General features: G+C 34.9%; 30 protein-coding genes and 1 pseudogene. 11 read left to right on the top strand and 20 right to left on the bottom strand.

Features of this window, described 5'->3' with window-relative positions; all coding sequences use genetic code 11:
* Nucleotides 1-146: 146 nt before the first annotated feature.
* Nucleotides 147-905 carry an RNA methyltransferase gene (locus RSC39_RS10420; protein ID WP_063281454.1) on the bottom strand — a complete coding sequence of 253 codons (759 nt, stop codon included), beginning with the start codon at nt 903-905 and terminating at the stop codon, nt 147-149.
* Between the two features lie 111 nt (nt 906-1,016).
* On the opposite strand from RSC39_RS10420, the gene RSC39_RS10415 reads away from it, so the two are divergent.
* Nucleotides 1,017-1,310: an acylphosphatase gene (locus tag RSC39_RS10415; RefSeq protein ID WP_332537037.1), complete on the top strand. Its 294-nt coding sequence runs from the start codon at nt 1,017-1,019 to the stop codon at nt 1,308-1,310.
* 36 nt (nt 1,311-1,346) lie between these two features.
* Here the strand turns inward: RSC39_RS10415 and serB are convergent, their stop codons facing one another.
* From serB to RSC39_RS10350, 13 genes are all read right to left on the bottom strand, one after another.
* Entirely contained in the window at nt 1,347-2,009 is a 663-nt protein-coding gene (serB, locus tag RSC39_RS10410; RefSeq protein WP_332537035.1) for a phosphoserine phosphatase SerB, read from the bottom strand.
* A gap of 45 nt (nt 2,010-2,054) precedes the next feature.
* Nucleotides 2,055-3,251 (bottom strand): 3-phosphoglycerate dehydrogenase family protein, encoded by a 1,197-nt coding sequence (locus RSC39_RS10405; protein WP_332537033.1) that lies wholly within the window; start codon nt 3,249-3,251, stop codon nt 2,055-2,057.
* Nucleotides 3,248-4,345 (bottom strand): 3-phosphoserine/phosphohydroxythreonine transaminase, encoded by a 1,098-nt coding sequence (gene serC / locus RSC39_RS10400; RefSeq protein WP_332537031.1) that lies wholly within the window; start codon nt 4,343-4,345, stop codon nt 3,248-3,250. Before serC ends, RSC39_RS10405 begins: the two co-directional genes overlap by 4 nt.
* Nucleotides 4,346-4,471: 126 nt before the next feature.
* Nucleotides 4,472-5,074, bottom strand: a complete 603-nt coding sequence (locus RSC39_RS10395) for a lysozyme family protein (protein WP_063281458.1) — start codon at nt 5,072-5,074, stop codon at nt 4,472-4,474.
* A 180-nt stretch (nt 5,075-5,254) separates the two neighbouring features.
* Nucleotides 5,255-6,502 (bottom strand): serine hydroxymethyltransferase, encoded by a 1,248-nt coding sequence (gene glyA / locus RSC39_RS10390; RefSeq protein WP_332537028.1) that lies wholly within the window; start codon nt 6,500-6,502, stop codon nt 5,255-5,257.
* A 232-nt stretch (nt 6,503-6,734) separates the two neighbouring features.
* Entirely contained in the window at nt 6,735-7,628 is an 894-nt protein-coding gene (locus RSC39_RS10385) for an L-threonylcarbamoyladenylate synthase (RefSeq protein WP_332537073.1), read from the bottom strand.
* A 23-nt stretch (nt 7,629-7,651) separates the two neighbouring features.
* Nucleotides 7,652-8,116, bottom strand: coding sequence for an N-acetyltransferase (locus RSC39_RS10380; RefSeq protein WP_332537026.1), 465 nt, complete (start codon nt 8,114-8,116; stop codon nt 7,652-7,654).
* A gap of 76 nt (nt 8,117-8,192) precedes the next feature.
* Nucleotides 8,193-9,005, bottom strand: coding sequence for a peptide chain release factor N(5)-glutamine methyltransferase (gene prmC / locus RSC39_RS10375; RefSeq protein ID WP_332537024.1), 813 nt, complete (start codon nt 9,003-9,005; stop codon nt 8,193-8,195).
* Nucleotides 9,006-9,110: 105 nt separating this feature from the next.
* Complete coding sequence (gene nfsA, locus RSC39_RS10370) at nt 9,111-9,866, bottom strand: oxygen-insensitive NADPH nitroreductase (RefSeq protein WP_332537022.1); 756 nt, start codon at nt 9,864-9,866, stop codon at nt 9,111-9,113.
* Between the two features lie 69 nt (nt 9,867-9,935).
* Complete coding sequence (locus RSC39_RS10365) at nt 9,936-10,463, bottom strand: hypothetical protein (protein ID WP_332537020.1); 528 nt, start codon at nt 10,461-10,463, stop codon at nt 9,936-9,938.
* Nucleotides 10,463-11,536, bottom strand: a complete 1,074-nt coding sequence (gene prfA, locus RSC39_RS10360) for a peptide chain release factor 1 (protein ID WP_332537018.1) — start codon at nt 11,534-11,536, stop codon at nt 10,463-10,465. Before prfA ends, RSC39_RS10365 begins: the two co-directional genes overlap by 1 nt.
* A 17-nt stretch (nt 11,537-11,553) precedes the next feature.
* Entirely contained in the window at nt 11,554-11,997 is a 444-nt protein-coding gene (locus RSC39_RS10355) for a hypothetical protein (RefSeq protein WP_332537016.1), read from the bottom strand.
* Nucleotides 11,998-12,007: 10 nt separating this feature from the next.
* A complete protein-coding gene (locus tag RSC39_RS10350; protein ID WP_011675593.1) occupies nt 12,008-12,577 on the bottom strand; it encodes a thymidine kinase in 570 nt (189 codons plus the stop codon).
* 526 nt (nt 12,578-13,103) lie between these two features.
* Here RSC39_RS10350 and RSC39_RS10345 point away from each other — a divergent pair.
* Both RSC39_RS10345 and RSC39_RS10340 read left to right on the top strand, forming a co-directional pair.
* The gene (locus tag RSC39_RS10345) at nt 13,104-13,841 is read left to right on the top strand and encodes a hypothetical protein (protein ID WP_063281464.1); all 738 of its coding nucleotides are present in this window, start codon (nt 13,104-13,106) and stop codon (nt 13,839-13,841) included.
* 632 nt (nt 13,842-14,473) lie between these two features.
* Nucleotides 14,474-15,187 (top strand): hypothetical protein, encoded by a 714-nt coding sequence (locus RSC39_RS10340; RefSeq protein WP_332537013.1) that lies wholly within the window; start codon nt 14,474-14,476, stop codon nt 15,185-15,187.
* Nucleotides 15,188-15,391: 204 nt separating this feature from the next.
* Here the strand turns inward: RSC39_RS10340 and RSC39_RS10335 are convergent, their stop codons facing one another.
* The 3 genes from RSC39_RS10335 to RSC39_RS10325 form a co-directional block, all read right to left on the bottom strand.
* Nucleotides 15,392-15,988 carry a lipoprotein BA_5634 family protein gene (locus RSC39_RS10335; RefSeq protein ID WP_332537011.1) on the bottom strand — a complete coding sequence of 199 codons (597 nt, stop codon included), beginning with the start codon at nt 15,986-15,988 and terminating at the stop codon, nt 15,392-15,394.
* Between the two features lie 225 nt (nt 15,989-16,213).
* The gene (locus RSC39_RS10330) at nt 16,214-16,657 is read right to left on the bottom strand and encodes a GNAT family N-acetyltransferase (RefSeq protein WP_332537009.1); all 444 of its coding nucleotides are present in this window, start codon (nt 16,655-16,657) and stop codon (nt 16,214-16,216) included.
* A gap of 31 nt (nt 16,658-16,688) precedes the next feature.
* Nucleotides 16,689-19,016: a cation-translocating P-type ATPase gene (locus RSC39_RS10325; RefSeq protein ID WP_332537007.1), complete on the bottom strand. Its 2,328-nt coding sequence runs from the start codon at nt 19,014-19,016 to the stop codon at nt 16,689-16,691.
* A 195-nt stretch (nt 19,017-19,211) separates the two neighbouring features.
* On the opposite strand from RSC39_RS10325, the gene RSC39_RS10320 reads away from it, so the two are divergent.
* From RSC39_RS10320 to RSC39_RS10290, 7 genes are all read left to right on the top strand, one after another.
* The gene (locus RSC39_RS10320; RefSeq protein WP_011675581.1) at nt 19,212-19,397 is read left to right on the top strand and encodes a 2-hydroxymuconate tautomerase; all 186 of its coding nucleotides are present in this window, start codon (nt 19,212-19,214) and stop codon (nt 19,395-19,397) included.
* A 146-nt stretch (nt 19,398-19,543) separates the two neighbouring features.
* Nucleotides 19,544-20,239 carry a phosphopantothenate--cysteine ligase gene (locus RSC39_RS10315; RefSeq protein ID WP_063281469.1) on the top strand — a complete coding sequence of 232 codons (696 nt, stop codon included), beginning with the start codon at nt 19,544-19,546 and terminating at the stop codon, nt 20,237-20,239.
* Entirely contained in the window at nt 20,232-20,768 is a 537-nt protein-coding gene (coaC, locus tag RSC39_RS10310; protein WP_063281470.1) for a phosphopantothenoylcysteine decarboxylase, read from the top strand. The genes RSC39_RS10315 and coaC overlap by 8 nt, the downstream gene beginning before the upstream one ends.
* A gap of 16 nt (nt 20,769-20,784) precedes the next feature.
* The gene (locus tag RSC39_RS10305) at nt 20,785-21,375 is read left to right on the top strand and encodes an ECF transporter S component (RefSeq protein WP_011834573.1); all 591 of its coding nucleotides are present in this window, start codon (nt 20,785-20,787) and stop codon (nt 21,373-21,375) included.
* A 94-nt stretch (nt 21,376-21,469) separates the two neighbouring features.
* On the top strand, nt 21,470-22,228 hold the full coding sequence (locus RSC39_RS10300) for an HAD-IIB family hydrolase (RefSeq protein ID WP_011675578.1): 759 nt from the start codon (nt 21,470-21,472) through the stop codon (nt 22,226-22,228).
* Nucleotides 22,229-22,402: 174 nt separating this feature from the next.
* Nucleotides 22,403-23,365 carry a membrane protein insertase YidC gene (gene yidC, locus RSC39_RS10295; protein ID WP_011834572.1) on the top strand — a complete coding sequence of 321 codons (963 nt, stop codon included), beginning with the start codon at nt 22,403-22,405 and terminating at the stop codon, nt 23,363-23,365.
* 133 nt (nt 23,366-23,498) lie between these two features.
* Nucleotides 23,499-23,933, top strand: coding sequence for an NUDIX domain-containing protein (locus tag RSC39_RS10290; RefSeq protein ID WP_332537003.1), 435 nt, complete (start codon nt 23,499-23,501; stop codon nt 23,931-23,933).
* Between the two features lie 33 nt (nt 23,934-23,966).
* Here the strand turns inward: RSC39_RS10290 and fabI are convergent, their stop codons facing one another.
* Nucleotides 23,967-24,719 carry an enoyl-ACP reductase FabI gene (gene fabI / locus RSC39_RS10285; RefSeq protein ID WP_011834571.1) on the bottom strand — a complete coding sequence of 251 codons (753 nt, stop codon included), beginning with the start codon at nt 24,717-24,719 and terminating at the stop codon, nt 23,967-23,969.
* A gap of 275 nt (nt 24,720-24,994) precedes the next feature.
* On the opposite strand from fabI, the gene fabZ reads away from it, so the two are divergent.
* On the top strand, nt 24,995-25,450 hold the full coding sequence (gene fabZ, locus RSC39_RS10280) for a 3-hydroxyacyl-ACP dehydratase FabZ (protein ID WP_011675575.1): 456 nt from the start codon (nt 24,995-24,997) through the stop codon (nt 25,448-25,450).
* Between the two features lie 51 nt (nt 25,451-25,501).
* On the opposite strand, the gene RSC39_RS10275 is transcribed toward fabZ, so the two are convergent.
* Both RSC39_RS10275 and RSC39_RS10270 read right to left on the bottom strand, forming a co-directional pair.
* Entirely contained in the window at nt 25,502-25,636 is a 135-nt protein-coding gene (locus tag RSC39_RS10275) for a hypothetical protein (RefSeq protein WP_332537071.1), read from the bottom strand.
* A 122-nt stretch (nt 25,637-25,758) separates the two neighbouring features.
* A pseudogene (locus RSC39_RS10270) lies at nt 25,759-26,622 on the bottom strand (M20 family metallopeptidase); the annotation flags it as partial.
* Nucleotides 26,623-26,631 lie beyond the last annotated feature (9 nt).

Raw genomic sequence — 26,631 nt, 5'->3', positions numbered from 1 at the left:
TGGGGAAGTTCAGTCCGTCAGCAAGGACAGCCCTATCAGCAAATATAGGTGTTTCTTTAGTATTTACGAGCCAAAATCAATTTCTGTCATAGGATAGTCGTTAGCGCTTGAGCGCTTACGAATATGCTAGGGTTTTCATCAGTAATTTACAATGAAAACATCAAAATCCCAGCAGCCACAGCGACATTTAAAGATTCCGCTTGTCCTGGCATGTCAATATGAACAAGCTTATCAGCAGATTCCACGGCAAAGTCTGATACTCCAGCTCCTTCATTGCCCATGACCAAAGCAAAAGATGATTCCTCAACAGTTTTATAAGATACAGAATTCGCTGATAGCGTTGTTGTCAAAATTGAAATTTTTGCTTGTTTGAGCGCAGCAAAACATTCTTCTTCATTCATGCGGGCAATCGCTAAATGAAAATTTGATCCTTGCATTGAACGCATAACCTTCGGACTATAAAGGTCTGCCGTTTCACCAAGTAAAATAACAGCTGAAAAGCCGGCTGCATCAGCCGTTCTAATCATGGTTCCGACATTTCCTGGATCTTGCACATTTTCTAAAAGTAAAAATTTTGATGCTGAAAAATCAATAACTTCTTCAATTTTTGACACTTCAGCAATCAGTCCTTGTGGACTTTCGCTGTCAGCTAAAGATTTTAGTACATCTTTACTGACCAGATTTACAGATAAGTCTGTCAGTGATTTTTCAGACCCAATCATTGCTGTCAGTTTATCCAGTTTATTTTCTTCAACAAAAATTTGCTTTATTGAATGACCAGCTTTCAGTGCTTCCTCCAACAAATGAAATCCTTCGATGAGATATGAATTTTTACGGTATTTTTTTGTCAGCAATTTTCTTGCTTCTTTAACTTTTTTATTATCTTTTGAACTGATGATTTCCATTCTCTTATTTTATCAGATTTTTGCCAATCTTGCTTGTGCTTATGCTATAATAAAAGAAAACGTTTTAAATAAACAAGTCACTCAATAATTTAACGAATGAAAGGAGCTAAAATGTTCAAAGTAAAAATGATTGTTTCTGGACGAGTTCAAGGAGTCGGCTTTCGCTATTTTGTTATTATAAGTGCCCGTGAATTAGGAATTTTAGGTCGTGTTTGGAATAATGATGATGGTACCGTTGGTATCCTTGCCCAAACTGATGACTCCCAAAAATTAGAAGAATTTACGGCCCTTATTCGTGGCGAAAAATCTTCCAAAGGTCGTCTTTCTCCCTTTGCGAAAGTAACTTATGTCGAGTCGAGTCCTACAAGTTTCCCTGATTTTACCGATTTTAATATCAAATACTAAAAAAATACTGACAGATTTTCCGTCAGTATTTTTTTATCAATTTATAAGCGATTGCTTGTCAGTATATTTTTCCAGAAGTTCTAAAACCATCAATAAATTTCTTTTATCAATATGATAAGCCACAGCAGCTTTAACCGCTGGTTTTGCACAAAAAGCAATTCCAAGACCAGCAGCATTTAACATCGGAATATCATTTGCCCCGTCCCCAACAGCGACTACCTCAGACAAATTCAACTTATTTTCCTTGGCCCACTGCTTCAATCTTTCCAATTTGAAACTTTTATCGACAATCGTTCCATAAGTTTCGCCAGTCAAATAACCCTCTTGCACAGCCAACCGATTGGCAAAAACATAATCTAGTTTTAAATCTATAGCCAATTTATCCACAATTTCATGAAAACCACCCGAAACGACACCAACTTTCCAACCTCTGCCATGTAAAGTTTCAATCAGCCCAGTCGCTCCATTTGTCAAATGAATTTCTTTATAAATTTCATCAAAAATCGTCGTTGGTAGCCCTGAGAGTAAGGCGACTCTTTCTTTCAAAGCTTCTTTAAAGTCCAACTCGCCTGACATAGCAGCCGCCGTAATTTCAGAGATTTTTTCACCTAAGCCTGCTTTTTCTCCCAAGAGGTCAATGACTTCCTCCTCAATCAAGGTGCTATCGACATCCATCACAAGTAATCCTTTTACTGTCATTTTTCCTCTATCCTACTTGTCTTTCAAAAATATTTATGATCAAATTTAAAATAAATTTGGATTCTCAATTAAACGTACACGCACAATATTTTCAGAAGCTTCAAAACGCGAAACCAAAGCCGCCAATTTTCTTTCGTCTTTTTCATCTAAATCAAGTAATGTATAAGCAAAATCCCCTTGACCACGATTGACAATGTTAGCGATATTAATATTTTCTTCGGCAACTGCTAAAGAAATTTGCGCCACAACGTTTGGCACATTTTTATTGATTAAGGTCACACGATAAGGCGTATTTAACTCTTGCAAAACACGCGGAAAGTTGACTGAATTAATAATCTCACCCGTTTTCAAATAGGTTTGAACAGAATCAAGAGCCATCCGAGTACAATTTAAGCTGGCTTCTGCTGTTGATCCCCCTAAATGAGGAGTCAAAAAAACTTGAGGGTGATGATAAAATTTTTCAGAACCAAAATCGGTGCCAAAGAAACGAACAATCCCTTCATCAATCGCCTTAAGAATGGCTTCTTTATCTGAAATCTCATCTCGAGCATAATTCAGCAAAATCACTTCATTTTTACATTTTGATAAATTTTTCCAATTAAGCATTCCCTTTGTTTCATCAGTCGCTGGCGTGTGAACCGTAATATAATCTGCTTTCTCAAAAATTTCTGACAAATCATTGACCCGTTTGACATGATGTGACAAATTCCAAGCATGCTCAATTGAGAGATATGGGTCATAACCAATCACTTTCATCCCTAAACGCTGTGCATCATTAGCAACTTTTGAGCCAATATTTCCAAGACCAATCACACCTAAAGTTTTTCCAGAAATTTCTGAACCAGAAAATGCTTTTTTCCCATTTTCAACTGCAACGTCAATGGCCTTATCATTTCCTTTTTGTCCTGTCAGCCATTTATTGGCAGGTTTCAAATTACGGGTCCCAAAAATCATCATTGACAAGACCAACTCTTTGACCGCATTAGCATTCCCACCAGGGGCATTAAAGACAACAATTCCTTTGCTTGCGCATTTTTCAATCGGGATATTATTAAATCCAGCCCCCGCACGTCCAATGGCCAACAGTTCTTTTGAAAATTCATAATCATGAAAAGGTTGGGCACGACAAATAAAAGCGTCCGCTTTGTTTTCTGGTACTTGATTGACAGCAAATTGTTCGCCAACTTCATCCAGAGCAACTTGGTCAATATTATTTCCTATTGTTTTAATCTGATAAGTCATTTATTTTCCTCTTCAAATTCCTTCATAAATTTAACCAATTCAAGCACACCTTCTATTGGAAAAGCGTTGTAGATACTTGCTCGCATTCCCCCAACCGACCGATGACCTTTGATTGATTTAAAACCTTTTTCTTCGGCCTTTTGCACAAATAAAGCATCCAGTTCCTTACTTGGACTGGTAAAGACAACATTACATATCGACCGCTCTGCTTCATTTAGAACTGGGCTCTGATAAAAATCCGACTGGTCAATTAAATCATAAAGCATCCGAGCTTTTTGGTGATTTATTGCTTCAAGTTTTTTAACTCCGCCCTGTTCTTTGACCCATTTGAATACCAAACCAGCCAAATAAATAGCAAAAGTTGGTGGTGTATTATACATAGAGCCATTCTGAGCCAAAATACGGTAGTCCATCATTGATGAAAGACTTTCTTTTTGATTCAATAAATCTTCACGAATAATGACAATTGTCAAACCGGCAATCCCTAGATTTTTTTGAGCTCCAGCATAAATTAAACCAAATTTACTCACATCATAATCAACTGCCAAAATATTTGAACTCATATCAGTAATTAAAGGAACAGAATTAACTTCTGGTAGATTTTCTGGAAAAATAGTCGTTCCTTCAATAGTATTATTTGTTGTTATATGCAAATAAGCTGCCATTTGCTCATCAACTTTGGACTTATCAATTTTCAAAAGATGATTATAATGTTCTGATTGAGTTGAACCCAAACTGATTGCTTCAAAATCTAAGTTCTGACTCAATTTTACTGCCTCATCATAAGCCTTTTTTCCAAAGGCCCCTGAGATTGCATAATAAGCTTTTTTCCCAAGAGCCAAATTCATCGGAATCATTGAGAATTGAGTGGAAGCCCCGCCTTGTAAAAATAATATTTTATAGTTTTGAGGAATGGACATCAAGTCGCGCAAATTATTTTGCGCCTCATCAATGACCTCTTGAAAAGATTTGGAGCGATGAGAAATTTCCATCACTGACATGCCACTTTTTTCAAAGTCTAACAGTTCTTCTTGAACCTTTTTCAAGACTTCCTTTGGAAGTACACTGGGTCCTGCACCAAAATTATAAATCATCGATTTCACTTCCTCAAATTATTTATTAAACACTATTATAATATAATTTTCTGATAATTCAACTATAAAAAAATACTGTTCGACAAAAATCACATCAATGATGTGAACTTCTGTCTAAACAGCATTTTACCAATTTAACAAATCAAGTAATAACATGTTCCATTCAACTTCTTTGGCGTAAAAAATATTTCCACCATTAGAATAGAGTTTTCCTTGGTTGTAAAATAAAGAATCAAAAGTCAAATGATAATAAGTCTCACCAGTCGTATTTCCTAAACTTGGGGCAACGACATCTTTGGAATATGCTTTTGAAAGAGCAATGGTATTCTTGCCTCCATGGGCCGCAATATAATCAACATAAGCTCTTCCATAGTTATAAGCCTGAACTCCCGTCCAAGCATCAACTTTCTTTTCTGATGCGTATTCTAATACCTTTGAAAGATTAGAAATCCCCTGTTTGATACTTTCTTCCTCTGTGGAAAAAGTATTTGTTTTTCCATTCAAGCTTTCGCTTGATTGCATAATATCAACTTGTTTCCCTTTAGTTTCAGTATAAATAATCGCAAGCGCTAACTTTGTATCTCCGCTTAATCCTTGCGCTTTCAGGGTTTTCTCAACCTCTGCTTCATAAGACATTACATGTTTCACATTTTCGTGCATACGGTAAACGTAAAAACCACCGAATACAAGAAGTATCAGCATTATTAATCCAATTAATTTTTTAAACATATCACTTACCTAAATTTTTCTGACCGACTTTTAATTAATTCTCTTCAATTAATTTTTTCACTAGTCCATATCAATATTTTTATGCGGCCATTTTTATATAAGTTCTATTATAACACTTCTCGTTTAAATTTAACTTAATATAAAAAAATTAGACAAAAATTATTGTCTAATTTTTACAAATTATAATGGAAATTGATGTGTTAACTCTAAAGCAGCTTTCCTAACTTCTTCGAGTTTTTCTTGGTTGTCATGATTAACCAAGGCTTTAGAAACTAATTGAGCAACTTTTCGAGCTTCAGCTTCTTTAAATCCTCTTGATGTGATCGCTGCCGCACCAATTCGCACTCCTGAGGTTTTAAATGGAGATAAAGTTTCGTCTGGTATGGCCTCTTTATTAAGCGTGATATGAACGCTATCTAATAAGTCCTGTGCTTCTTTCCCATTAATTCCAAGATCTAAGACCTTCAAATTAAGTAAGTGATTATCTGAGCCTCCTGCAATCAAACGTAGTCCATCAACCTTAGCAAACTCGTCAGCCATTGCTTGAGTATTTTTAATGACTTGTTCAATATATGTGGCAAATTCTGGGTCAAGTGCTTCTTTAAAAGCGACTGCTTTAGCAGCAATCACGTGTTCTAAAGGTCCACCTTGCGTTCCAGGGAAAATTGCGGAATTGATTTTTTTAGCCAAGACTTCATCATTGGTTAAAATCATTCCACCGCGTGGGCCTCTTAAAGTTTTATGAGTTGTTGTGGTGACAACATCAGCATAAGGAAGTGGATTGGGGTGAGCACCAGTAGCCACTAAACCAGCAATATGAGCCATATCAACCATTAATTTCGCACCAACGCTATCAGCAATCTCGCGGAATTTAGCAAAATCAATCAAACGTGAATAGGCAGAAGCCCCTGCCACAATCAGTTTAGGTTGAACTTCTTTAGCAATTTTAAGAATTTCTTCATAATCTAAAAGCTCTGTTTGAGGATTTACCCCATAAGGGACAAAATGATAAGTTTTTCCTGAAAAATTGACTGAAGCTCCGTGCGTCAAATGACCACCAGCGTTTAAATCCATTCCTAGAACTGTATCTCCTGGTTGAATTAATGCCATATAGGCTGCAGCATTGGCTTGAGAACCTGAGTGAGGTTGAACATTGACAAATTTTGCACCGAAAAGTTCTTTTGCACGGTCAATTGCCAAATTTTCCACAACATCAACCGCTTCTGTACCACCATAGTAACGTTTCCCTGGGTATCCTTCGGCATATTTATTCGTCAAAACAGAACCTTGTGCTGCCATCACTGCCTTTGAAACAATATTTTCAGAAGCAATTAATTCAATATTTTGTTGCTGACGAATTTCCTCAGCATGAATGGCCGCCCACAATTCTGGGTCAAAGCTTTCAAAATCTTCTTTATCAAAAATCATTCGTTCTCCTTGTATGTCTATTGGGGATATTTTTAAAAATATAAGTAGAATTTTATAGTCTTAAACGCTATAAACTTAATCAGTTAAATTATAATTTACTTTCGCAAGCAAACTTTTAACTCTAAAACTATTATATCGGCTAAAGCACATTTTTTGAAATATGTTGGCTTAGAAATCTTCAGCTTGCCAAAGATTGTTCGGAAATTTTTAGATTACTTTTTCTCAGCGTATTTTATTCAATTTGTCCAAGTTCAGGAACTTTTTTAAGTAGTTCTGCCTTAGTTACTGCCCCTTGACGTAATAATTTTGGTTTTTCTTGCGTTAAATCAATGATTGTCGTATCTAATCCATAGATGCTATCATCTTGAACAGCGACTGCGGCATTTCCCAAGATCTCCGGACTTAAATCGGCAAAGAAACTTGGACTTTTAGAACCGGTTAAATTAGCGGAAGGTCCAACCAAAACACCCACTTCTTTAATTACTTTTTGGGTCACTGCTATGTTGGGCATTCTAAAACCAACAGTGCTTTTGCCAATATGAATCCATTCAGGAACTTCGCTAGAAGCTTCTAAAATGATAGTTAGAGGACCAGGAAGAAATGCATCAACAATTTTACCTAAATAATCTGGTGGGTTGATGGAATATTTTAGAATATCTTCAAAACTTGAAACATTCATATTTAAAGCTTTTTCGGTTGGACGTCCTTTAACCGAATAAAGTTTTTGGACCGCTTGCTCATTCATGGCATCTGCAAATAAACCATAAACTGTTTCAGTTGGTAAAACCACTAATTGTCCATTTTTTAGCGCTTTTACTGCTCTCGCTATCATTCGATTTTTACTATTATTTTCTTTTTCTGATTGTTTATCTAAATCTTTTTGCAGTTTATTTGCTTCAATAAAAAGATTTTCTCTGATATCTTTCAAATCATCTGGTACTTTATAAGGACGGCGAAAAAGAAAGCCAATAATACCATAAAATCCACCTTCAACTTTTTCAAGTTCATTAGCAAAATTATTGAGTCCGCCTTGAACAAAGTTCAAAGTTTCTTTAGCCTGGTCTATCTTGTTGGATTCAACCAAAGTTTTGACATCTTTTAATTGCACTTGCAAAAAAGAGGACATCGTACGCAAATCATTTTCAACTTTCATTTTAACTTCTTTCTTAAATATATTTTATCTTTTAATTGCTGTTTCCCTTCAAAAATGGGTTGGTCATAATTTTCAACAAAATAATTGCTTATTATATGAGTAATTTCAAAACCACATTTTTCATAAAATTCAACATTCCCTGAAACATCATCTGTTCCAAGTATGAACTCATCAGCTGCTAAATTTTCTTTCAAATAAGTGATAAGTTGCTTCATCATTTGCTGACCAAATCCCTGTCCTTGAAAACTAGTTTCTACAGCGAAATTCTCAATTTCAAAAGTATTTTTTTGTTTTTTTATGACTACAGCACAAGCAACGGTCTTTCCATTTTTTAATGACAGAGTAAATAAATCACCATTTTCCAGATAATTTTCTAAATGCGGACCATCATCAGCTAATAATAATATTGGTAAAAAATCTTTTTTTTGCTGAAATACTTGTTCAAATTTTAAATGATTCATTTTTCTCCCTTAAAAAGTCACATTTGACCACTTGGAAATGAAAATCGAGAGCTCTCAGTGATTCACTTGATCTTGTTTATTTGACACTAATCATACGGTCTTTACCAAAAATGTCTTGATGAATGCTAACTGTTTTGTCAGTAAATTCTTTTTGAAAAATTTTTTGAACAGCTTGTCCTTGCTTATAGCCAATTTCCAAATAAATTTTTCCATCATCTGTCAGATGGTTGACCGCTTGGTCAGCAATTTTTTGGTAAATTGCTAAACCTTGATTTTTGGCAAAAAGGGCTAAATCAGGCTCATATTTAATGACAGAATCATCCATTTCATAAGTTTCATCAAAAGCAATATAGGGGGGATTGGAAACTATGATATCAAACCTGTCAGTAAGTTCATCCATCACATCTGATTGAATAAATTCCAAATTGACATGATTGATTTTCGCATTTTCAGCCGCCAATTCTAGCGCATTTTGTGAAATGTCAGAAGCTTTTACTGACCAATTTTGCCGAGCTTTAGCTAAAGAAATTGCAATTGCTCCGGAGCCCGTTCCAATATCTAAAATTTTCAGCGAATCATTGTTATTTTCAGTTAAAATCATTTCAACTAATTCTTCAGTTTCTGGACGTGGAATGAGCACTCGCTCATCAACCTTAAATTTTAATTCATAAAATTCTGCCCAGCCCACAATATATTGTGGGGGTTCATTTTTAATCAAACGTTCTGATAGCTCTGTCAGTAAATTTAACTCTTGGTCAGTAATTTTTTCACGCATTAAATTCAACCAAGATAACTTATTAAGTTCATGTAAATTTCGCCAGACAAACTCTAACTCAAAAGGTTCTTCTAAATCTGCTGACAAAGTTCGCACAGCTTCAATCCAAAGCATTATACTTTTCCACTTTCTAAGACTTTTTATTTTTTCTAATCTCTTTTTAAATTACTCTTTCAAGTATAGCAAAAAAGCCCAATAAAATCAGGCTTTATCAACTTATCAGTCCAATGTAAATCCTTGTTTTTTCAAAAAATCTGCCAGGTCCTCACGACGAGGATTCGTAAGAAAATCACTCATCTCCTGTGACCAATTTGTCGACTTTTGATGATGACTGCGATTGGCATAATATTCTGCCGTTTGCTCATTATAAGTACTTAAATCAGTCAATGATTCATGATTATAACCATTGACTGACAAAATATTTGCTTTTGGCAAACGTGGTTTTACTTCGTTTCGGCTATTTGGTAGACCAATTGTCAGTCCAAAAAGTGGAAGTGTCAATTCTGGTAAATTTAACAACTCTGCCACTTTAGACGTGTCATTACGAATTCCACCAATATAACAAATGCCAAGCCCCATAGATTCAGCTGCTACTGTCATATTCTGGGCAGCAATTGTAGTATCAACAATGGCAACTGTCAAAGCTTCCATATTACGAAGAGCTTTCACATCTTTATTCTCCGCCCTTAAAATCTGAGCTTGCCGATACCAATCAGCCACAAAAACATAAAATACACCCGTTTGATTCACATAAGCGTCCGAACCAGAAATTTTAGCAATTTCACGTCGTAAATTAACATCCGCTACCTCAATAATTGAATAGGCCTGTATAAAATTTGACGAAGCACCAGATTGTGCTGCTTTTAGCAGTAAATCTTTTGTTTGAGCTGGCAAAGGTTCAGCTTTAAAATCACGAACTGACGCGTGAACTAACATTTTTCCAATTGTTTGATTCATAATTTTCTTCTCATTCATCAAAATTAAATTCCTCCCTACTGACAGGTTTCATTTTAGAACTAACTTCTATTTTGACTACTTTTATTTCTAAATCAATGGTGAAATTCTCGTCAGAAGATAAGCACATAGGGGAACCTTTATTTCCTGAGGTGAAAAAAGCAAGGCATACTGTTTTCGATTTTGATTTGTTTCATCGACCAGCTCCGCCAAAGTTCCAAGCTTTGCTCCAAGTTCTGAAAAAGTCTTACGTATTGGGTTTTTACTGTATTTACCAAACTCTGATAAAGGTAAACTTTTCTTAGTTTGGCTCCAATCTTTACCTTTTTTAACTTCTTGCCAAAGGCGGCAGTAATTATTTCCCTTAAATTTTTCAATGGACATCCGTGTCCTTTGTGCTCGGTGCAAATGATGCGAAAGAGACTCTATCTTTTCTGCAACTACCCAGCTATCCCCATTTTTTCCCACACAATAAAGCAAATCAAAAGACTCATTTAGCCCTTTGACCTGAAAAATCGTCACATCTGTTAAGACATTATTCACTTTTTTTGAGGTTTGCATCGTCCGTTGTTCATGACCAACTTCTCGAATGACAAAATCTTCAAATTCAAAATTCATTATTTATTTAATTCTTCTAATTTCTTCGTTTGGTCATAAACAATCAGAGCATCAATCACTTCATCCATTTTGCCAGATAAAATACTATCCAATTTTTGTAAAGTCAAACCAATTCGGTGGTCAGTTACACGATTTTGTGGGAAATTGTAAGTTCTAATCCGCTCAGAACGGTCACCTGTTCCGACAGTTGATTTACGCTCTGCATTTTGTTTGTCCAATTCAATTTGTTGATAGTAATCAAAAACTTTCGTATTCAACAATTTAATGGCTTTATCGCGATTTTTTTGCTGAGTCCGTTCTTCTTGCATCTCAACTTTAATCCCTGTTGGCAAGTGAACCATCCGCACGGCTGTGGCAACCTTATTGACATTCTGACCACCGGCACCAGACGCATGATAAATATCCACGCGCAAATCTTTTTGCTCAATTGTCATTTCGAATTCTTCAACTTCAGGCATCACAAGCACTGTCGCTGTCGAAGTATGCACGCGCCCTTGTGTTTCGGTTACAGGGACACGTTGTACTCGGTGAGCACCAGATTCATATTTCAATTTCGAATAAACAGATGGACCCGAAATCAAAGCTGAAACCTCTTTATAACCCCCAATACCAGTGACATTCGCTTCCATAATTTCAAACTTCCAACCTTGAGATTCAGAAAAATGTTGATACATATTTAATAAATCACCCGCAAAAAGCGCCGCTTCATCCCCACCAGCAGCTCCACGAATTTCTAAAATAATATTTTTACCATCATTTGGATCTTTAGGCAAAAGTAAAATTTTGATTTCTTCTTCAAGAACTTCTTTTTGTGATTTTGCTGATGAAAGTTCTTCTTTGAGCATTTCTTTCATTTCATCATCAAGTCCACCCTCACCAAGCATTTCTTCACTATCAGAAATTGTTTCAAGGACTTTCTTGTATTCATTATAAGTCGCCACTTTATCCCGTAAATCTGCTTCTTCACGTGATAATTCCATAAAACGCTTTGTATCCGAAACTACTTCTGGGTCAGATAATAACTCACCCAATTCTTCATATCTTCCAACTATTGACTCTAACTGATCAAACATTTCTTTATTTCCTTTAATTATTTTTTAGTTTTTAATGGTAAATTTTTTGCCATATTTACAAAAGAATCCCATTGTGTCACATCTTGTAGCATGTCCTTTTTAAAAATCATCACTTGATTTCTTCCTTGAAAAAAGTGAACACGGTCTGAAAAAATCTCAACATTTCGTACATTCATTTGAGCTTTAATTTGTTCCTCTGTCACATACATGTCAAGTTCTTGTGGCTTAAAATTTTTCAAAAAACGGCTTTTCAGTTGCCAATGTAAAAAAAGATTCCCTAAAACAAGCACAAGCAGTGCAGAAACGACTGACCAAATCCATTGTCCTTGACTCATCAACAAATTAACAACTAAAAAAACAAGCATGATTCCTGAAAAAACCAGCATCATTCGCTTAGTCATTTGTCCGAGAATTCTTTGATAATCTTCCCCTGTGATTGTTCCTTTAAAATGATAAAACATCTATTTCCTCCTAGATTTCTGGTTTAAAATAATGCTTCCGGCAAACCGGAATATAAGTTTCATTTCCGCCAATCTGTAACTGTTCACCTTCATAGACTGGTTTACCGTCAATTGTTCGAATAACCATCGTCGCTTTTTTACTACAATACCAGCAAATCGTTTTAATTTCTTCAATTTTATCAGCAAGTAAAAGCAGGTATTTAGAACCCTCAAAAAGTTCATTACGAAAATCATTTTTCAAACCAAAGGCCATGACTGGAACATTCAATTCATCGACTACTCGCGCAAAATCATAGACATGTTTTTTATTTAAAAATTGTGCCTCATCAATTAAGACACAAAAAGGTTTAGCAGACAGGCTATTCACATAATCAAAAACAGACATTTTATCATCAATTGCGATAGCTTCTGCTTTCATACCAATCCGACTCGCAACTGTTCCAACACCAGCACGGGTATCTAGGCTTGATGTCATCAATAGAACTGGCTTGCCCTGTTCCTCATAATTATGAGCCACTTTCAAAATCTCAATTGATTTTCCTGAATTCATCGTCCCATATTTGAAATATAATTGCGCCATTACTTTTCCCTTTTATTATTTTTATCTTCAGCCCCCGCCAAAAATATTTTTTTTAGTCCTTGTAAGTCTAAATACATTCTAAATTATATCATATTTCATTTGTATTTTACCTCCTTGCTTTAATAAAAACGAGCACCAAATTAACTACTGTTCTATGCTACTTAAAATTATTAATTTCTTTAGCTTATTCATTGATTCTAGTTAACGATCAATCGCAATCAAATAAAGGACTATTAAATAATAGACGAGGAAAAAAAGTATTGCTTTTTAATTAAAATAAATTAATTTCATTTTAATGTTTATATCATTATGTAGAAGTTTATTAAAATATTTATTTTAATCTCATAATACTTTTATTTTATTTTAACTAAATTCCTTTGTTTGTACGATTTCTAGAATACGACATTGTATTTTTATTCCTTAACTTTTATATTTATTCACTGTTTTCATTAACTTGGAAAGGTTTGCATTCCTTATGAATTTTCTATATACTAGGTTTATCAAATAAAGAAAGAGGACTTCCTCAATGAAAAAAATTACATTAATTACTACTTCTATCCTTGCTCTCGGCTCAATAGGAATCACGACTGGCGCCCAACTTGCTCAAGCAGATGTAGTCTCACCTAACACTACTATCCAAAGTACAACTTCTGAAACACCTAGTCCTCGGATTGTAGTTGGTGATAAAGGAACTTTTGAACAAATTATGCTTGATCAGTATGATTATGAATTAAATCATATGGGTGTGGGATTCGAAACAGGTAATATGGTGATTGACTATAAATCTAAGAGTCTGTTTGATTGGGGATTCGAAACAGATAAACATTTTAATTTGAAACTTCCAAAAGAATTTAATGCTATCGCATCGATGTCGAATGGAGAAACTCTCAAATCATTCATTAAGGCTTCTTATAAACAACCTGGTCATAATGAATATACTGAAATTAGTCGAGAAAATATCAATACAGAATATGTAGGACAAATTGATTTCAAACTGCCTGCCACTACAATAATTCATCTTGGTGATGAGACAGATATCAAAATTGAAATTCAATTTGGTAAAATCTTAGATAGTCTCAATCGACCTTCAGATTTTGATTATAAGAAAATTATTCCAGATTCTAAAACCGGCGGTTATAATTTTGAAGGTCTTGTCGCCGATGGCGAATGGCTTGAACTTTGGCCTGGTGATGCAGCTAAAGGAATTAGTGATGGGGATGAAGCAGTCAAAGCAAATGATAATGGAACTGTTCCCTTTAAATAATATCTAATAATAAATTTAACTTCTATCTTCTACATAATGTTAAAACACAAAAACTCAAGTGGATTTTTTACTTGAGTTTTTGTGCTTTTTAGACTTCTATACTGAATTTAAAGTCTTATTCCCTTCAAAAAAGTAGAAAAGCCTTAGGTAAAAGAGGAGCATTTTATGAAAAACCCCTCCTTTCTCTTGACTTTCTTAATTAAATAATAAGTGATTGATTTTGTATTTTCTAAAATAGGATTTATTAAGATTTAAAAGATAATTCTTTATAAATATTATTACCAGTCTCTAAAATTATTGCAGTCACTTATTCAGAAAATAGCAAACAATAATTTTAAAATTCTGGAAAGATTATTAAAAGAATAATTACTTTTAGATTAAAATAAATTAACTTTGCTTTAATGTTTATATCATTATGTGAATGTTTGTTAAAATACTCATTTTCCTCTCATTGTTTTTTCACTTGTTTTTCATCAGAACCTTGTCTTTATCAGGTTTATAAATTACATACATGTATTTTTATACTCTATTTTTTATATTTATTCACTTTCATCCACTGTTTGGAAAGGGTTGCATTCCTTATAGAATTACTATATACTAGGTTTATCAAATAAAGAAAGAGGACTTCCTCAATGAAAAAAATTACATTAATTACTACTTCTATCCTTGCTCTCGGCTCAATCGGAATCACGACTGGCGCCCAACTTGCTCAAGCAGATGTAGTCTCACCTAACACTACCATTCAAAGCACAAGTGCCGAAACACCAAATCCTCGAATTGTGATTGGTGATAAAGGAACTTTTGAAGAAATCAACCTTATTCAGTATAATTATGAATTAAATCATATGGGGGCAGGATTTGAAACAGGTAAGGTAGTCATTGATTATAAGTCTGAAAGCCTACTTGATTGGGGAATCGCAAGAGATAAACATTTTAATTTAAAACTTCCAAAAGAATTCAATACTATTGCTTCAATGAATAGTGGAGCCAACCTCAAGTCTGTCATTACTGCTTCTTATAAACTCCCTGGTCACACAGATTATACTGATTTTAGTTTAGAAGATATCAACACATCTTACATAGGACAAATTGATTTCAAACTGCCTGCCAATACAATCCTTCAGTTTGGTGACGAGACAGATATTAAAATTGAAATTAACTATGGTAAACTCTTAGATAGTCTCAATCGCCCTTCAGATTTTGATTATAAGAGAATTATTCCAGATTCTACAACTGGCGGCTATGGTTTCGAAGGACTTTTAGCCGATGGTGAGTGGATTGAACTTTGGCCTGGTGGTGCAGCTAAAGGAATTAGCAATGGAGACAAGGCCATTGGTACATGGTAATCTCTAACTAAGTCTACAATAAGTGTAAAACTTCATAATGATTAATACTCTAAAAAAGTCAGCCTCAGCTGACTTTTTTAACTATTTTGTTTTATATTTTACTCGTTAATAGAATCATCTTTTCATTCTCTTAGGACAAAACCAAGATTGCGCTCGCTTCTTTTAAATGAGTGATCAAATAAATTTGCGCTTTAATTATCCAGTTTATTCTCCATAATGAAAAATGTGTGAAGGGATAGATCCATTTGTCTTATAGCTCAAAAGTGCTTTGTCAGCGTCGCGTTTTTCTTTTATTACACTGACATACTCTGTTTTAGCATCAAAATTTTGATAATCTTCATTATCAAGGATTAGTATTTTAGAAGTCGCGCTATATTCTCCTAAAACGATGTAATCTTTACTCTTAGAATCAATTATTTTCCCACTATCATCGGTCACAGAAGTATCCGATTTAGAAGTCCACAAGGCAGGTTCTGCTGATAGTTTTTTGACTTTCTTAAAACTAGCCTTTTCCCCTTTTTTCGTAACATGATTAAATGCCCCTTGATTCATTAATTTATTGGCTGCTTGTGTGTTCAAGACTAATGTATCTGATTTTGAACTGTATTTTCCCTCTACAGTTAGGCTTTTCTCTATATTCTTTTTATTAGTTTCTAACTTAGAGTCCATTTCTTCTTTATTATCACTGTACATGATAATCCCGTGTACGTGAGCTATATTTTTTTGAAAATAGTTATATCCGAAAAATCCGGTGATGGCAATTGGTACCAAAATTACTAGCGCTATTAATATTTTTTTCATTTATATCTTTCCTTTAGTGATATTTTTTTATAGATTTTCTCTACTTTTTAATTCTAACATCAGTTCTTTTGATTACTACTTACATTTTTGTAATATAAAGCAGATATAATATTTTCTGGTTGTTTGCTCCCACTTTTCTACCTTTCTTAGACTCAAAGCACAGCAATGGAAGAATCCTTGAACTAATAAAAAAATACTCACTAATAACTTAAGTGAGTATTTTTTTCAAACCAAATTCATGTAAAGAATTGGATAGGGCTGCCCTTGTTTATCAATAGCTTCTCTTTTGTAAATTTTAAATCCCATATACTCATAAAAAGCTCTTGCCTGGGGATTTTGTTCATTTACTGTAAGTTCTCTTACTAAATAATGACTAATCGCTTCTTCAAGTAATTTTTTGCCTAATCCTTTATTCATATCGTCTGGATTCACAAATAGCATCTCAAGTTTATGCTCATAAATTCCCATAAAGGCGATTGGTTTTCCTTTTTTGTCTGATTCAATGATAAGATGTTTAATCTCTTTTAGAGCTTGTGGAACGTATTTTTTTATTTCACTTATTTCTTCAGTTGATAAAAATAAATGACTAACTTCAACGGATTTTTCCCAAAGTACGACTAATTTTTCAATTAAGGCGGGTGTTCTTCTTGATTGACTGATTTCTTCCATTTTTTCTTTCTATTTTTTTGAGCTTTTATTTTTACTTAAAATATTTTTTTAGAAGTGAATCAAAGTTTCTAAATAATGATTCAGAAAAGAGAGAGAGAAGGGCAACAAGAACGAAACTATCTAACGAAATTTTACTGATAGAGAAGAGAGAGTTAAAAATAAAACCTGAGAGAATTATCCCAACAATATTAAAAATAATTATCCCCATTTTAAATCGATTCAGTGGAGCACTAATTTTTGTTAAAATCATGAAACCTACAACGGCTAATAGAATGACAGCCGATGTCGATATTTCTGATGCGGTCAATTTAAATGCGGCTCCAGCAATAACAACCCCTAAGACGGCCGTAATTTCTGTTAGACTGGCTGGCAGTGCTTTTAGGATTACATTTTTAATAAAGTCTTTTTCAATCCGTTTATCATTTTCTTCTAAAGAGAGTAAGAATCCTGGAATCCCAATGGTGAATAAACTAATGAGTGAAAGTTGTGAGGCTTGTAAGGGATAAGTGAAGACAAAGATTGCTGAGATAATCGCTAAAATGATTGAAAAAAGATTTTTTACAAGGAAAAGGATGGCTGAGCGCTGAACATTATTGACCACACGACGCCCTTCAGTGACAACTTGGGTCATGTGACCAAAATCTGAATCGAGTAAAACCACTTGTGCAACTTGGGTCGCAGCATCACTTCCTGAAGCCATAGCGATACTACAATCGGCACTCTTCATAGCTAAAATATCGTTAACGCCATCTCCCGTCATCGCGACTGTATGCCCCTTACGTTTGAGAGCTTGTACAAGACGGCGCTTTTGGTCAGGAGTCACTCGTCCAAAAACAGTATAGCTTTCTATCGCTTGGTCTAAATCTTCCTCGGTCTTCAAAAGATTAGCATCAATAAAGTGTTCTGCTCCCATAATTCCTGCTCTTTTAGCAACAGCGGACACGGTTTGTGGGTTATCACCTGAAATCACTTTGATATTCACACCTTGTTGGGCAAAATAATTGAAAGTTTCTCTAGCATTTTCTCTTATAGGATTTGCTAGAACAACATAACCTAAGGCTTGAGTTTCTAAATTAAGTTGTTCATAGTTTTTTTCTTCTGTTCTTGCTAAGACTAGAACACGAAATCCTTCTTTTAAGAGATGATTAATTTCAGAACTAATTTTTTCATAATTTTTTCCTAAAACAATCTCTGGCGCCCCTAAAAGATAACTTTCATTTTCAAAACAAACCGCACTATATTTTACCTTTGATGAAAATGGAATAATCTTTTTGACGCCTGTCATTTGATTTTGAAGATCACCTTTTGCAAGCATAAATTCTCGAATGGCTTTCATTGTGTCATTATCATCGGTATTTGCGGAAATATAGTTAGATAAAACGCCCATAAATTTTTGTTCATTCATCTCACTACTAGGACTGACAAATGCTTGCTCAACTGACATTCTGGGTTCTGTGATTGTTCCCGTTTTATCGACACATAAAACATCAACACGCGCCAAGGATTCAATGCTTTTCATATTGTGCAATAGCACTTGGTTACGGGCTAACTTTACACTACTGAGGGTTAAAGCGATGGTAGTTAAAAGATAAAGCCCTTCTGGAATCATTCCGATGACGGCTGCTACCATTGCCACGACACTAGTTTGTAAGGTATTGTGATTGACAAAATAATTTTGAGTAAATAAGATGACCGCAATTGGCAGAATAATGAAACTGACCCATTTTAATAATTTATTGAGTGCTCGAAGCATTTCGGAATCTTCGCCATGACTGACCAACTTTGCTTGCTCTGTTAATTTAGAAATGTAGGAATCTTTCCCAACTTTTTCTAAAATTACTTTTGCTTCTCCTGACACAACAAAACTTCCTGACAAAAGCTTATCGTCAACATTTTTTTCAATTTCGTCAGCTTCACCTGTTAAAAGAGATTCATTGACAAAGATACTTCCCTCAACAATACGAGCATCAGCAACAATTTGATTTCCTGTTTTAAGAATGATAATATCTTCTTCAACCAAATCATCTGAGGCAATCTTTTCTTGTTTACCATTTCTTATCACTGTGGACTGCGGCGCGTGTAGGAGGGTCATTTGGTCCAAATATCGTTTGGCTTTGATTTCTTGATAAATTCCGACAATTGTATTAATGACAATTATTGGAAGGAAAATAAGCTGATTCCATGCTTGAACTAAACTGATTAAGACAGCTATTACTGCAAAAATCAAATTAAAAAATGTAAAGGTATTGCGTTTTACAATCTCCCAAACAGGGCGATCCGTCTCATCTATATTTTTATTTATCTTCCCTTGGCGAATTCGTTCTTCAACCTCAAGACTTGTTAATCCTTTTAAAGACATATTTTTACTCTCTATTTCTTCTCGATTTCAATTTTTGATTTCACTTATCTAGTATTTTTAAGAATACTTTGTTCTATCTTAACATAGTTCTGAGAAGTCCTGCAAACGGTAAAAATATTATTTTTGATTGTTTAGGTTTTTTTCTATTTAATTATGGTAAAATATGGTCATAATCTATAGAAAAGAGAATTTATTATGCCATATGTCCATGTTGAATTATTTGAAGGTCGCACAGTAGAGCAAAAAGCTGCGATTGCCAAAGAGATTACTGAAACAATCTCAAAACATGCTGGAGCACCTACTTCTGGAATTCATGTCATTTTTAATGACCTTCCAGAAGGAATGCTTTATCAAGGTGGAGAAATGAAAAAAAAGAAATAAGCTTTCTTTTAAGTCAATAAAAGCTGTCAGTAAATGATGGCTTTTTTATATCAGCTGTCAGTAATTTTTTTAGTAAATAAACTTCTCTTGAAAAAACATTTTTAATAGGATAAAATGAAAGCAACTCTAAAAGAAACTGGTGAAAAATGAAAGTTTTGATTACTTCTGGTGGAACAACAGAACCAATTGATGAGGTTCGAGGCATCAGTAATTTTGCGACAGGAAGTCTTGGTAAATTAGCCGCCGAAAAATTTTTACAGGCCGGTCATGAAGTCTTTTTATTGGCTGGATTACAGGCAGTTCTCCCAGAAAATGATGCTCATCTTACTCATATTCCAATTGAAGGAACCAAAGACCTTTATCAGCAAATGGAAAAATTAGTTCCTAAAATGGATGTGGTTATCCACAGTATGGCTGTCAGTGACTATCGACCAGTATACATGACTGGACTTGAAAATTTTTCTGGAAGCCTCTCTGTAGATGAACTTCTTGATTACCGTCCTGAGCAGGTTGGGAAAATTTCTTCTAAATCTGATCATCAAATCATGCTCTTAGAAAAAACGCCAAAGATTATTTCTTATATCAAAAAATGGAATCCTAAAGTTTTACTTTTCGGCTTTAAATTGTTGGTAGGTGTGGAAAATTCTGAACTTCTTCATGTTGCTAGAGAAAAATTACTGACAACAGGGGCTGATTTTATCCTTGCTAATGACTTAAAAAATATTGAAGGTCAAAAGCACAAAGCACTTTTGGTCAGTAAAAATGAAGTAACTGCTTTAGATACAAAATCAGAAATTGCTGACAGTCTTTTAAAAATATCGGAGGAATTAAAAAATGACTAAAATTACACTTGCGGTAACAGGTTCAATTGCAGCTTATAAAGCGGCTGATTTGACTTCATTACTGACAAAAGAGGGACATCATGTGACAGTCTTAATGACAAGAAGTGCTACCCAGTTCATCACCCCCTTAACTTTGCAAGTTCTGTCAAAAAATAAAGTTCATTTAGATATTATGGACGAGGAACGTCCTGAATTGGTTAATCATATTGATTTAGCTAAAAACACTGAACTTTTTCTTGTTGCGCCAGCAACGGCTGATACAATTAGTCGTTTGGCTCAAGGGCGTGCTGATGATATTGTGACTTCTGTTGCCCTTGCACTTGAACCCTCTGTTCCAAAATATTTTGCGCCAGCCATGAATACTAAAATGTATCAACATCCTCTAACTCAAAAAAACATTGAGATTCTTAAAAAAATAGATTATAATATGATTCAACCGAAAAAATCTTTACTCGCTTGTGGAGATTTTGGTGAGGGAGCTCTCGCCGACTTACCTGACATTATCTCGGATTTAAAAAATTCTTTATAAAATAAATGAGGTATTTATGAAAAAATCAAAAGCGTCTGATGTGGCAATTTTAGCCATTTTTATTGCGATTATGGTTGTTGTCCAGCTTTTTACTCAGTTTGTGATTAACGTCTGGCCCTTTCCGGTAAAACCAACGCTTCTACATCTTCCCGTAATCATTGGCTCAATCATTTTAGGTTGGCGTAAAGGCGCCTTTCTTGGTTTGGTCTGGGGTTTAATCTCTTTTGTTACGGCAACGATTGTGACCACTCCAACAAGTTTCTTATTTAGCCCATTTCAGCCTGTGATTGGAACACACCATGGCTCACCTTGGGGTTTATTCATCGCTTTTATTCCTCGAATTTTAGTAGGTATCCTCCCTTATTTTGTTTATAAAATAGCAAATAATCGTTTGGGTGCTGGCTTGGCTGCCTTTGCCGGAACTGCTACTAATACCGTTCTTGTTTTGACATCGATTTTCTTATTCTTTGGCTCAACTCTAAAATGGTCTTTGAGTTACCTCTTAGGTGCCATTGTTGCGACAAATTCACTGACAGAAGTGATTATTGCTGTGATTTTAACCACTGCTATTGTCCCTGCTCTCACTAAGGCTCGCAATAATTCATGATTTCAAAAAGCAATCTATTTTGATTAGATTGTTTTTTTTATTAAAAAAATGTTATAATGTAAGCGTTGATAAGAAAATAAATAGGAGAAAACTTATGAAAAAAATATTAAGTTTCGACATTGATAACACACTCAATGAACCAAAAATGCCGATTTTCCCTGAAATGGCTGAATTGTTGGCGACTTTGTCTCAAAAATATATTATCGCTCCAATTTCAGGGCAAAAATATGATCAATTTTTGATTCAAATTATTAATAACTTGCCTGAATCTGCAAATTTGGATAATTTCCATTTGTTTGTTGCTCAAGGAACTCAATATTATGCTCACAAAGCTGGTGAATGGAAACAAGTCTTCAATTATGCTTTAACTGACGAACAAGCCAATGCCATTATGGGAGCACTTGAAAAAGCAGCTAAAGAACTTGGTCATTGGGACGAATCTGTTCTTCTTCCTGGTGATGAAATTAATGAAAATCGTGAATCAATGATTGCTTACTCAGCAATTGGTCAAAAAGCTGGGGTTGAAGCTAAACAAGCTTGGGACCCAGACATGACAAAACGTAATGAAATCGCTAAATTGGCTAGCCAATATGCTCCAGAGTTTGAATTTGAAGTTGCCGGAACAACAACAATTAACGGTTTTGTTCCTGGTCAAAATAAAGAATTTGGAATGAATCATTTGATGGAAGAACTCAACGTAACTAAAGAAGAAATCCTCTACTTTGGTGACATGACTCAACCTGGTGGAAATGATTATCCAGTTGTCCAAATGGGAATTGAAACAATCACTGTTCGTGACTGGAAAGAAACTGCTGCCATCCTCAAAGCAATTATTGCAATGGAAGAAGCTTAATTTTCGATTGATAAAAAGTTGTCATTAATGACAGCTTTTTTCTTTTCTATCAGAAAGTACTTTCAGAAATTTAAAAAAGACAGAATAGGTTTTCATTCTTTAGTCCTATTGAAATTAACAAAGAATTTAGGTAAAATAGGTAAGTATGTTTAATTTATAGAAGGTGAACTTATATTGAAAAATTTGAAAAAGAAATTAACATTGACTGGTTTAATGACAGCCGGATTGTTACTCCTTTCTGGTTGTGTGCAAACACACGTTGTTGATGGAGTCCGTGTTCCAACGGAAGCGGCTACTCATGGGATTACTTACAATCTTTTGGTTCGTCCCATGTCTGCTTTTGTTGACCTATTCGCCAATAATTTACATCTTGGTTATGGTTGGGGAATCATTTTCGTCACTTTGATTATCCGTTTCCTCATTTTGCCATTAGGTTTGAATCAAGCTTACAAATCAACTTATATGCAAGAAAAAATGGCCTATCTCGCTCCTGTGTTTGCTCCTTTACAAGAACGATTGAAAAAAGCCCAAACGCCTGAAGAAAAAATGGCAGCACAACAAGCCTTGATGGCCGCCCAAAAGGATAATGGCATTAATATGCTTTCATCTATCGGTTGCTTACCAATGCTTATTCAGTGGCCTTTCTTCATTGCTCTCTACAATGCAGCAGCTTACACAACAGGAATCTCAAGTTCAACATTTTATGGTATTCCTTTAGGACATCCTAGTATTGTCTTGGTAATTATTTCTGGTGTACTCTACTTCATTCAAACATGGATTTCAACCTTGTCAATGACTCCTGAACAAAAGAAATCAGGAATGGCCATGTTGATTATGAGTCCAGCAATGATTGTTGTCTTCTCATTCATGTCACCTGCAGGTGTTGCACTTTACTGGGCAGTTGGTGGTTTTGTAATTGTGATTCAACAAGTCATCATTACCTTTATCATGAAACCAAGAATGCGCCGTCGTATTGATGAGGAATTTACTAAAAATCCTCCAAAAATTAATGACGAAGGCATCAAAGATGTTACCCCTACTTCTGTTCAAGAAAATTTCAAAGCTATCACAAGTGAACGCAATGAAAAAGAACGTAAATCTGGTGGACGAAATGCTGGTAAACAAAATCGTAAGTAAATTTTACTGACAGATATAAAAAAATTACTGATAGAATTTCTGTCAGTGATTTTTTATTTCTCTATTCAATATTTTTTTGTTCGTATGAACTGACTGACTTGTCAGTAAAGTTCTTTTGTGCTAGACTGAACTCATGAAAACTTTAGGTGCTTTTGTCATTTGCCAAAATGATGAAGATAAAATTTTATTAGTCAAACGTCGAGATTTTCCACTCTGGGATTTACCGGGTGGTCGTGTCGAACTTACCGAAAAAATTGAAGAAGCTGCCATTCGTGAATCTTTTGAAGAAACAGGCTTCAAGATTAAACTAGATAATTTATCAGGAATTTACTTCAATCCCGAACTTGATGACCATCAGTATATTTTTTCCGGAAGAATCATCGGTGGACATTCTATTGATTACGGAGAAGAAACCGCTGCTGTCCGATTTTTCTCACCAAATCACCTGCCCTTTTTCATGATTCCTCATCGGAAAATGCAAATAAAAAATTTACTGACAGGCTCATCAACAGTAATTCATCAAGAAATTCATGATTCTTGGCTAGTAAAAGATATAAAAAAACACTGACAGAATTTCTGTCAGTATTTTTTTATATTTGTCTTATGTTAAATGAACCCCTTTATCAACATAAACAATATCACCAATGACACCTGAAGCAAGTGGGCTAACAAGGAAGGCAGCTGTTTGACCAACTTCTTCGATTGTCACACCAACACCGTCAGCTGTCCGGCTGTCAGATTCTTTAATCAAATCTTTGTAACCTGAAACTCCTGAAACAGCAAGTGTTTTAATTGCTCCTGCAGAGATCCCGTTAACATGAACACCCACATGTGCCATTTCAGCAGCAAGATAGCGAACAGTAGATTCAAGGGCAGCTTTAGCAATTCCCATAACGTTGTAGTTAGGAATGGCGCGAACTGAACCCATGTAAGTCAAGGTTACGATACCAGAACCTTTTTTAAGCAAAGGTTTCGCTGCTTTAGCAACAGCAAGTAAGCTATAAGCTGAAATATCTTGAGCAAGTGCATAACCATCACGAGAGATATCTGTGACATTTCCACCAAGCTCTTCTTTTTTAGAGTAAGCAACTGCATGAACAAGCCCGTCAATTTTACCAACACGCGCTTCGATTGTCCCAAAAGCACGACGAATAGATTCATCAGAAGTCACATCACATTCGATGAGCAAATCTTCTGGTTCAGCCAATTTGGCCAATTGTTTTTCCATTCGTTCGTTTTGGTAAGTATAAATCAATGTTGCGCCTTGATCTTTCATTGCTTTGGCACAGCCCCACGCAATAGATTTATTGTTAGCAACGCCCATGATAACAATTTTTTTACCTTCTAAAAACATAAATAAAATAAGTCCTTTTCTTTAAAATAATAAGGTTTCAGCGACTAATAAATAAAAAAAGAAAAATTTAATCTCTTTACCTTTGCAACTCATATAAAAAAGTTGACACTCTCACAAGAAATTGATAATATTAATTGTAAAAGGTTTTGTATATCAAAATACTTGATACATAAAATTTTAACTTAAAAATCTTGAACTGTCAAGTTAGAGTGACGCCTCTTTTCGCCTGATTACTCGGGCTTTTCATTAATTTTTAAGAAGAAAAGGAATAAAAAATGACTAAAAAATACGCTATGACTGCTACAGAAGTGATGGAAGTTATTCCGAACCGCTATCCTATTATGTTCATTGACTACGTTGATGAAATTTCTGAAAATAAAATTGTTGCCACTAAAAATGTAACAATCAATGAAGAAGTTTTCAATGGACATTTCCCAGGAAATCCAACCTTCCCTGGCGTTTTGATTCTTGAATCACTCGCTCAAGCAGGTTCAATTTTGATTCTTAAAAAAGAAGAATTCCAAGGGAAAATGGCTTACATTGGAGCAATTGATAAGGCGAAATTCCGCCAAAAAGTGACTCCTGGTGATGTCATGAAACTTGAATTTGAAATTACAAAGTTCCGTGGAAAAGTAGGAACTGCTGATGCCGCAGCTTATGTTGATGGTAAGAAAGTAACCACTTGTCAGTTCACCTTTATCGTTGATGAAGCAGCTGAACAAACTAACTAAAAAAATTACTGACAGAACTTGTCAGTAATTTTTTTAGTTAAAACGGCTCTGTCAGTAAATTTCTTGCATTTTTTTGATGAATGATTGTAAAATTTCAATATGCTTCTCTAGTTTTTCCAATAGAATATACTCATTAGCAATATGACATTGGTCATGCTGACCAGGCCCAAAAACAACTGTTCTGATTCCAACATTTTCAAAAAATCCTTGGTCATTAGAGCCTGAGGCCCCTGTCGTTTGCGTCCTGATAAGTCAGTCAGCAATTGGATAAAGGGGGCTTGATTATCCGTCAAAGTTGATAAAACAGGTGTCACAATATCCTCGTAAGTAAAATGATATTTGGCCGCTAAATCAGTCATTACTTGTTCAAAAACTAACTCCAGTTCAGGTGTCAATCGGCAGTCAACAACCAGATCAGCAAAATCAGCTGTTTTATTGGGAGACTTCTCGTCACCGGCAGAAATAGATGTCACAACAAAAGTCGGCACATGTAGCTGATTATTTTTATAAGTCTTCAACTCTTCAAAAATCTGTTCAATATTTGCCAAAAAATAAGTAACATCACCTAAAGCACTTTCTTGAAAATGCTCTTGTACCGAAGCATGACCAGCCTTTCCAAAAAAATGCAGCTTCATAAAATGATTTCCACGTTGCCCAATATAAATCTTCTCTAAATCAGTAGGTTCTGCAATAATACAAAGAGCAGACTCATAAGACCAATTTTGACTGAAATATCGCGCAAAATCTTCTGAACCCTTCCCGTCGAGCTCTTCGTTAGCCGTCCCAACGACCCAAATATCTTGACTTAAATCTTGACCGATAAAACTTGCAGCAGCAAGTAAATTCCCAACATCGCCACCCTTCATGTCACTCGCACCAAGTCCAAAGAGTTTTCCCTCTTCTACTCTTGCATCGGTAGGTGAAAATTTCCAGTCAGCTAAATGACCTGAAACGACAGTATCAACATGACCAGTTAGGATAATAGCTTCTTTTTTTTGTCCGTTGTTAACATTTGCCTTAATCTGTCCAGCAACAAAAGTTTCCTCACGAACAACAAAATCAAAGCCTTCTTTAATCAACCACTTTTCAAGATAGATTAAGATTTCTGATTCATTTCCTGAACTTGATGGAATATCAACCAAACTTTTTAACAATTCTACCGCTTTTTCCATAAATTTCCA

Source organism: Lactococcus sp. (genome assembly GCF_036648155.1).
In the GTDB taxonomy this organism is placed as follows: Bacteria; Bacillota; Bacilli; order Lactobacillales; family Streptococcaceae; genus Lactococcus; species Lactococcus cremoris.
Note: the sequence above shows the minus strand (reverse complement) of the source record. Positions and strands in the feature narration are given on the sequence as shown.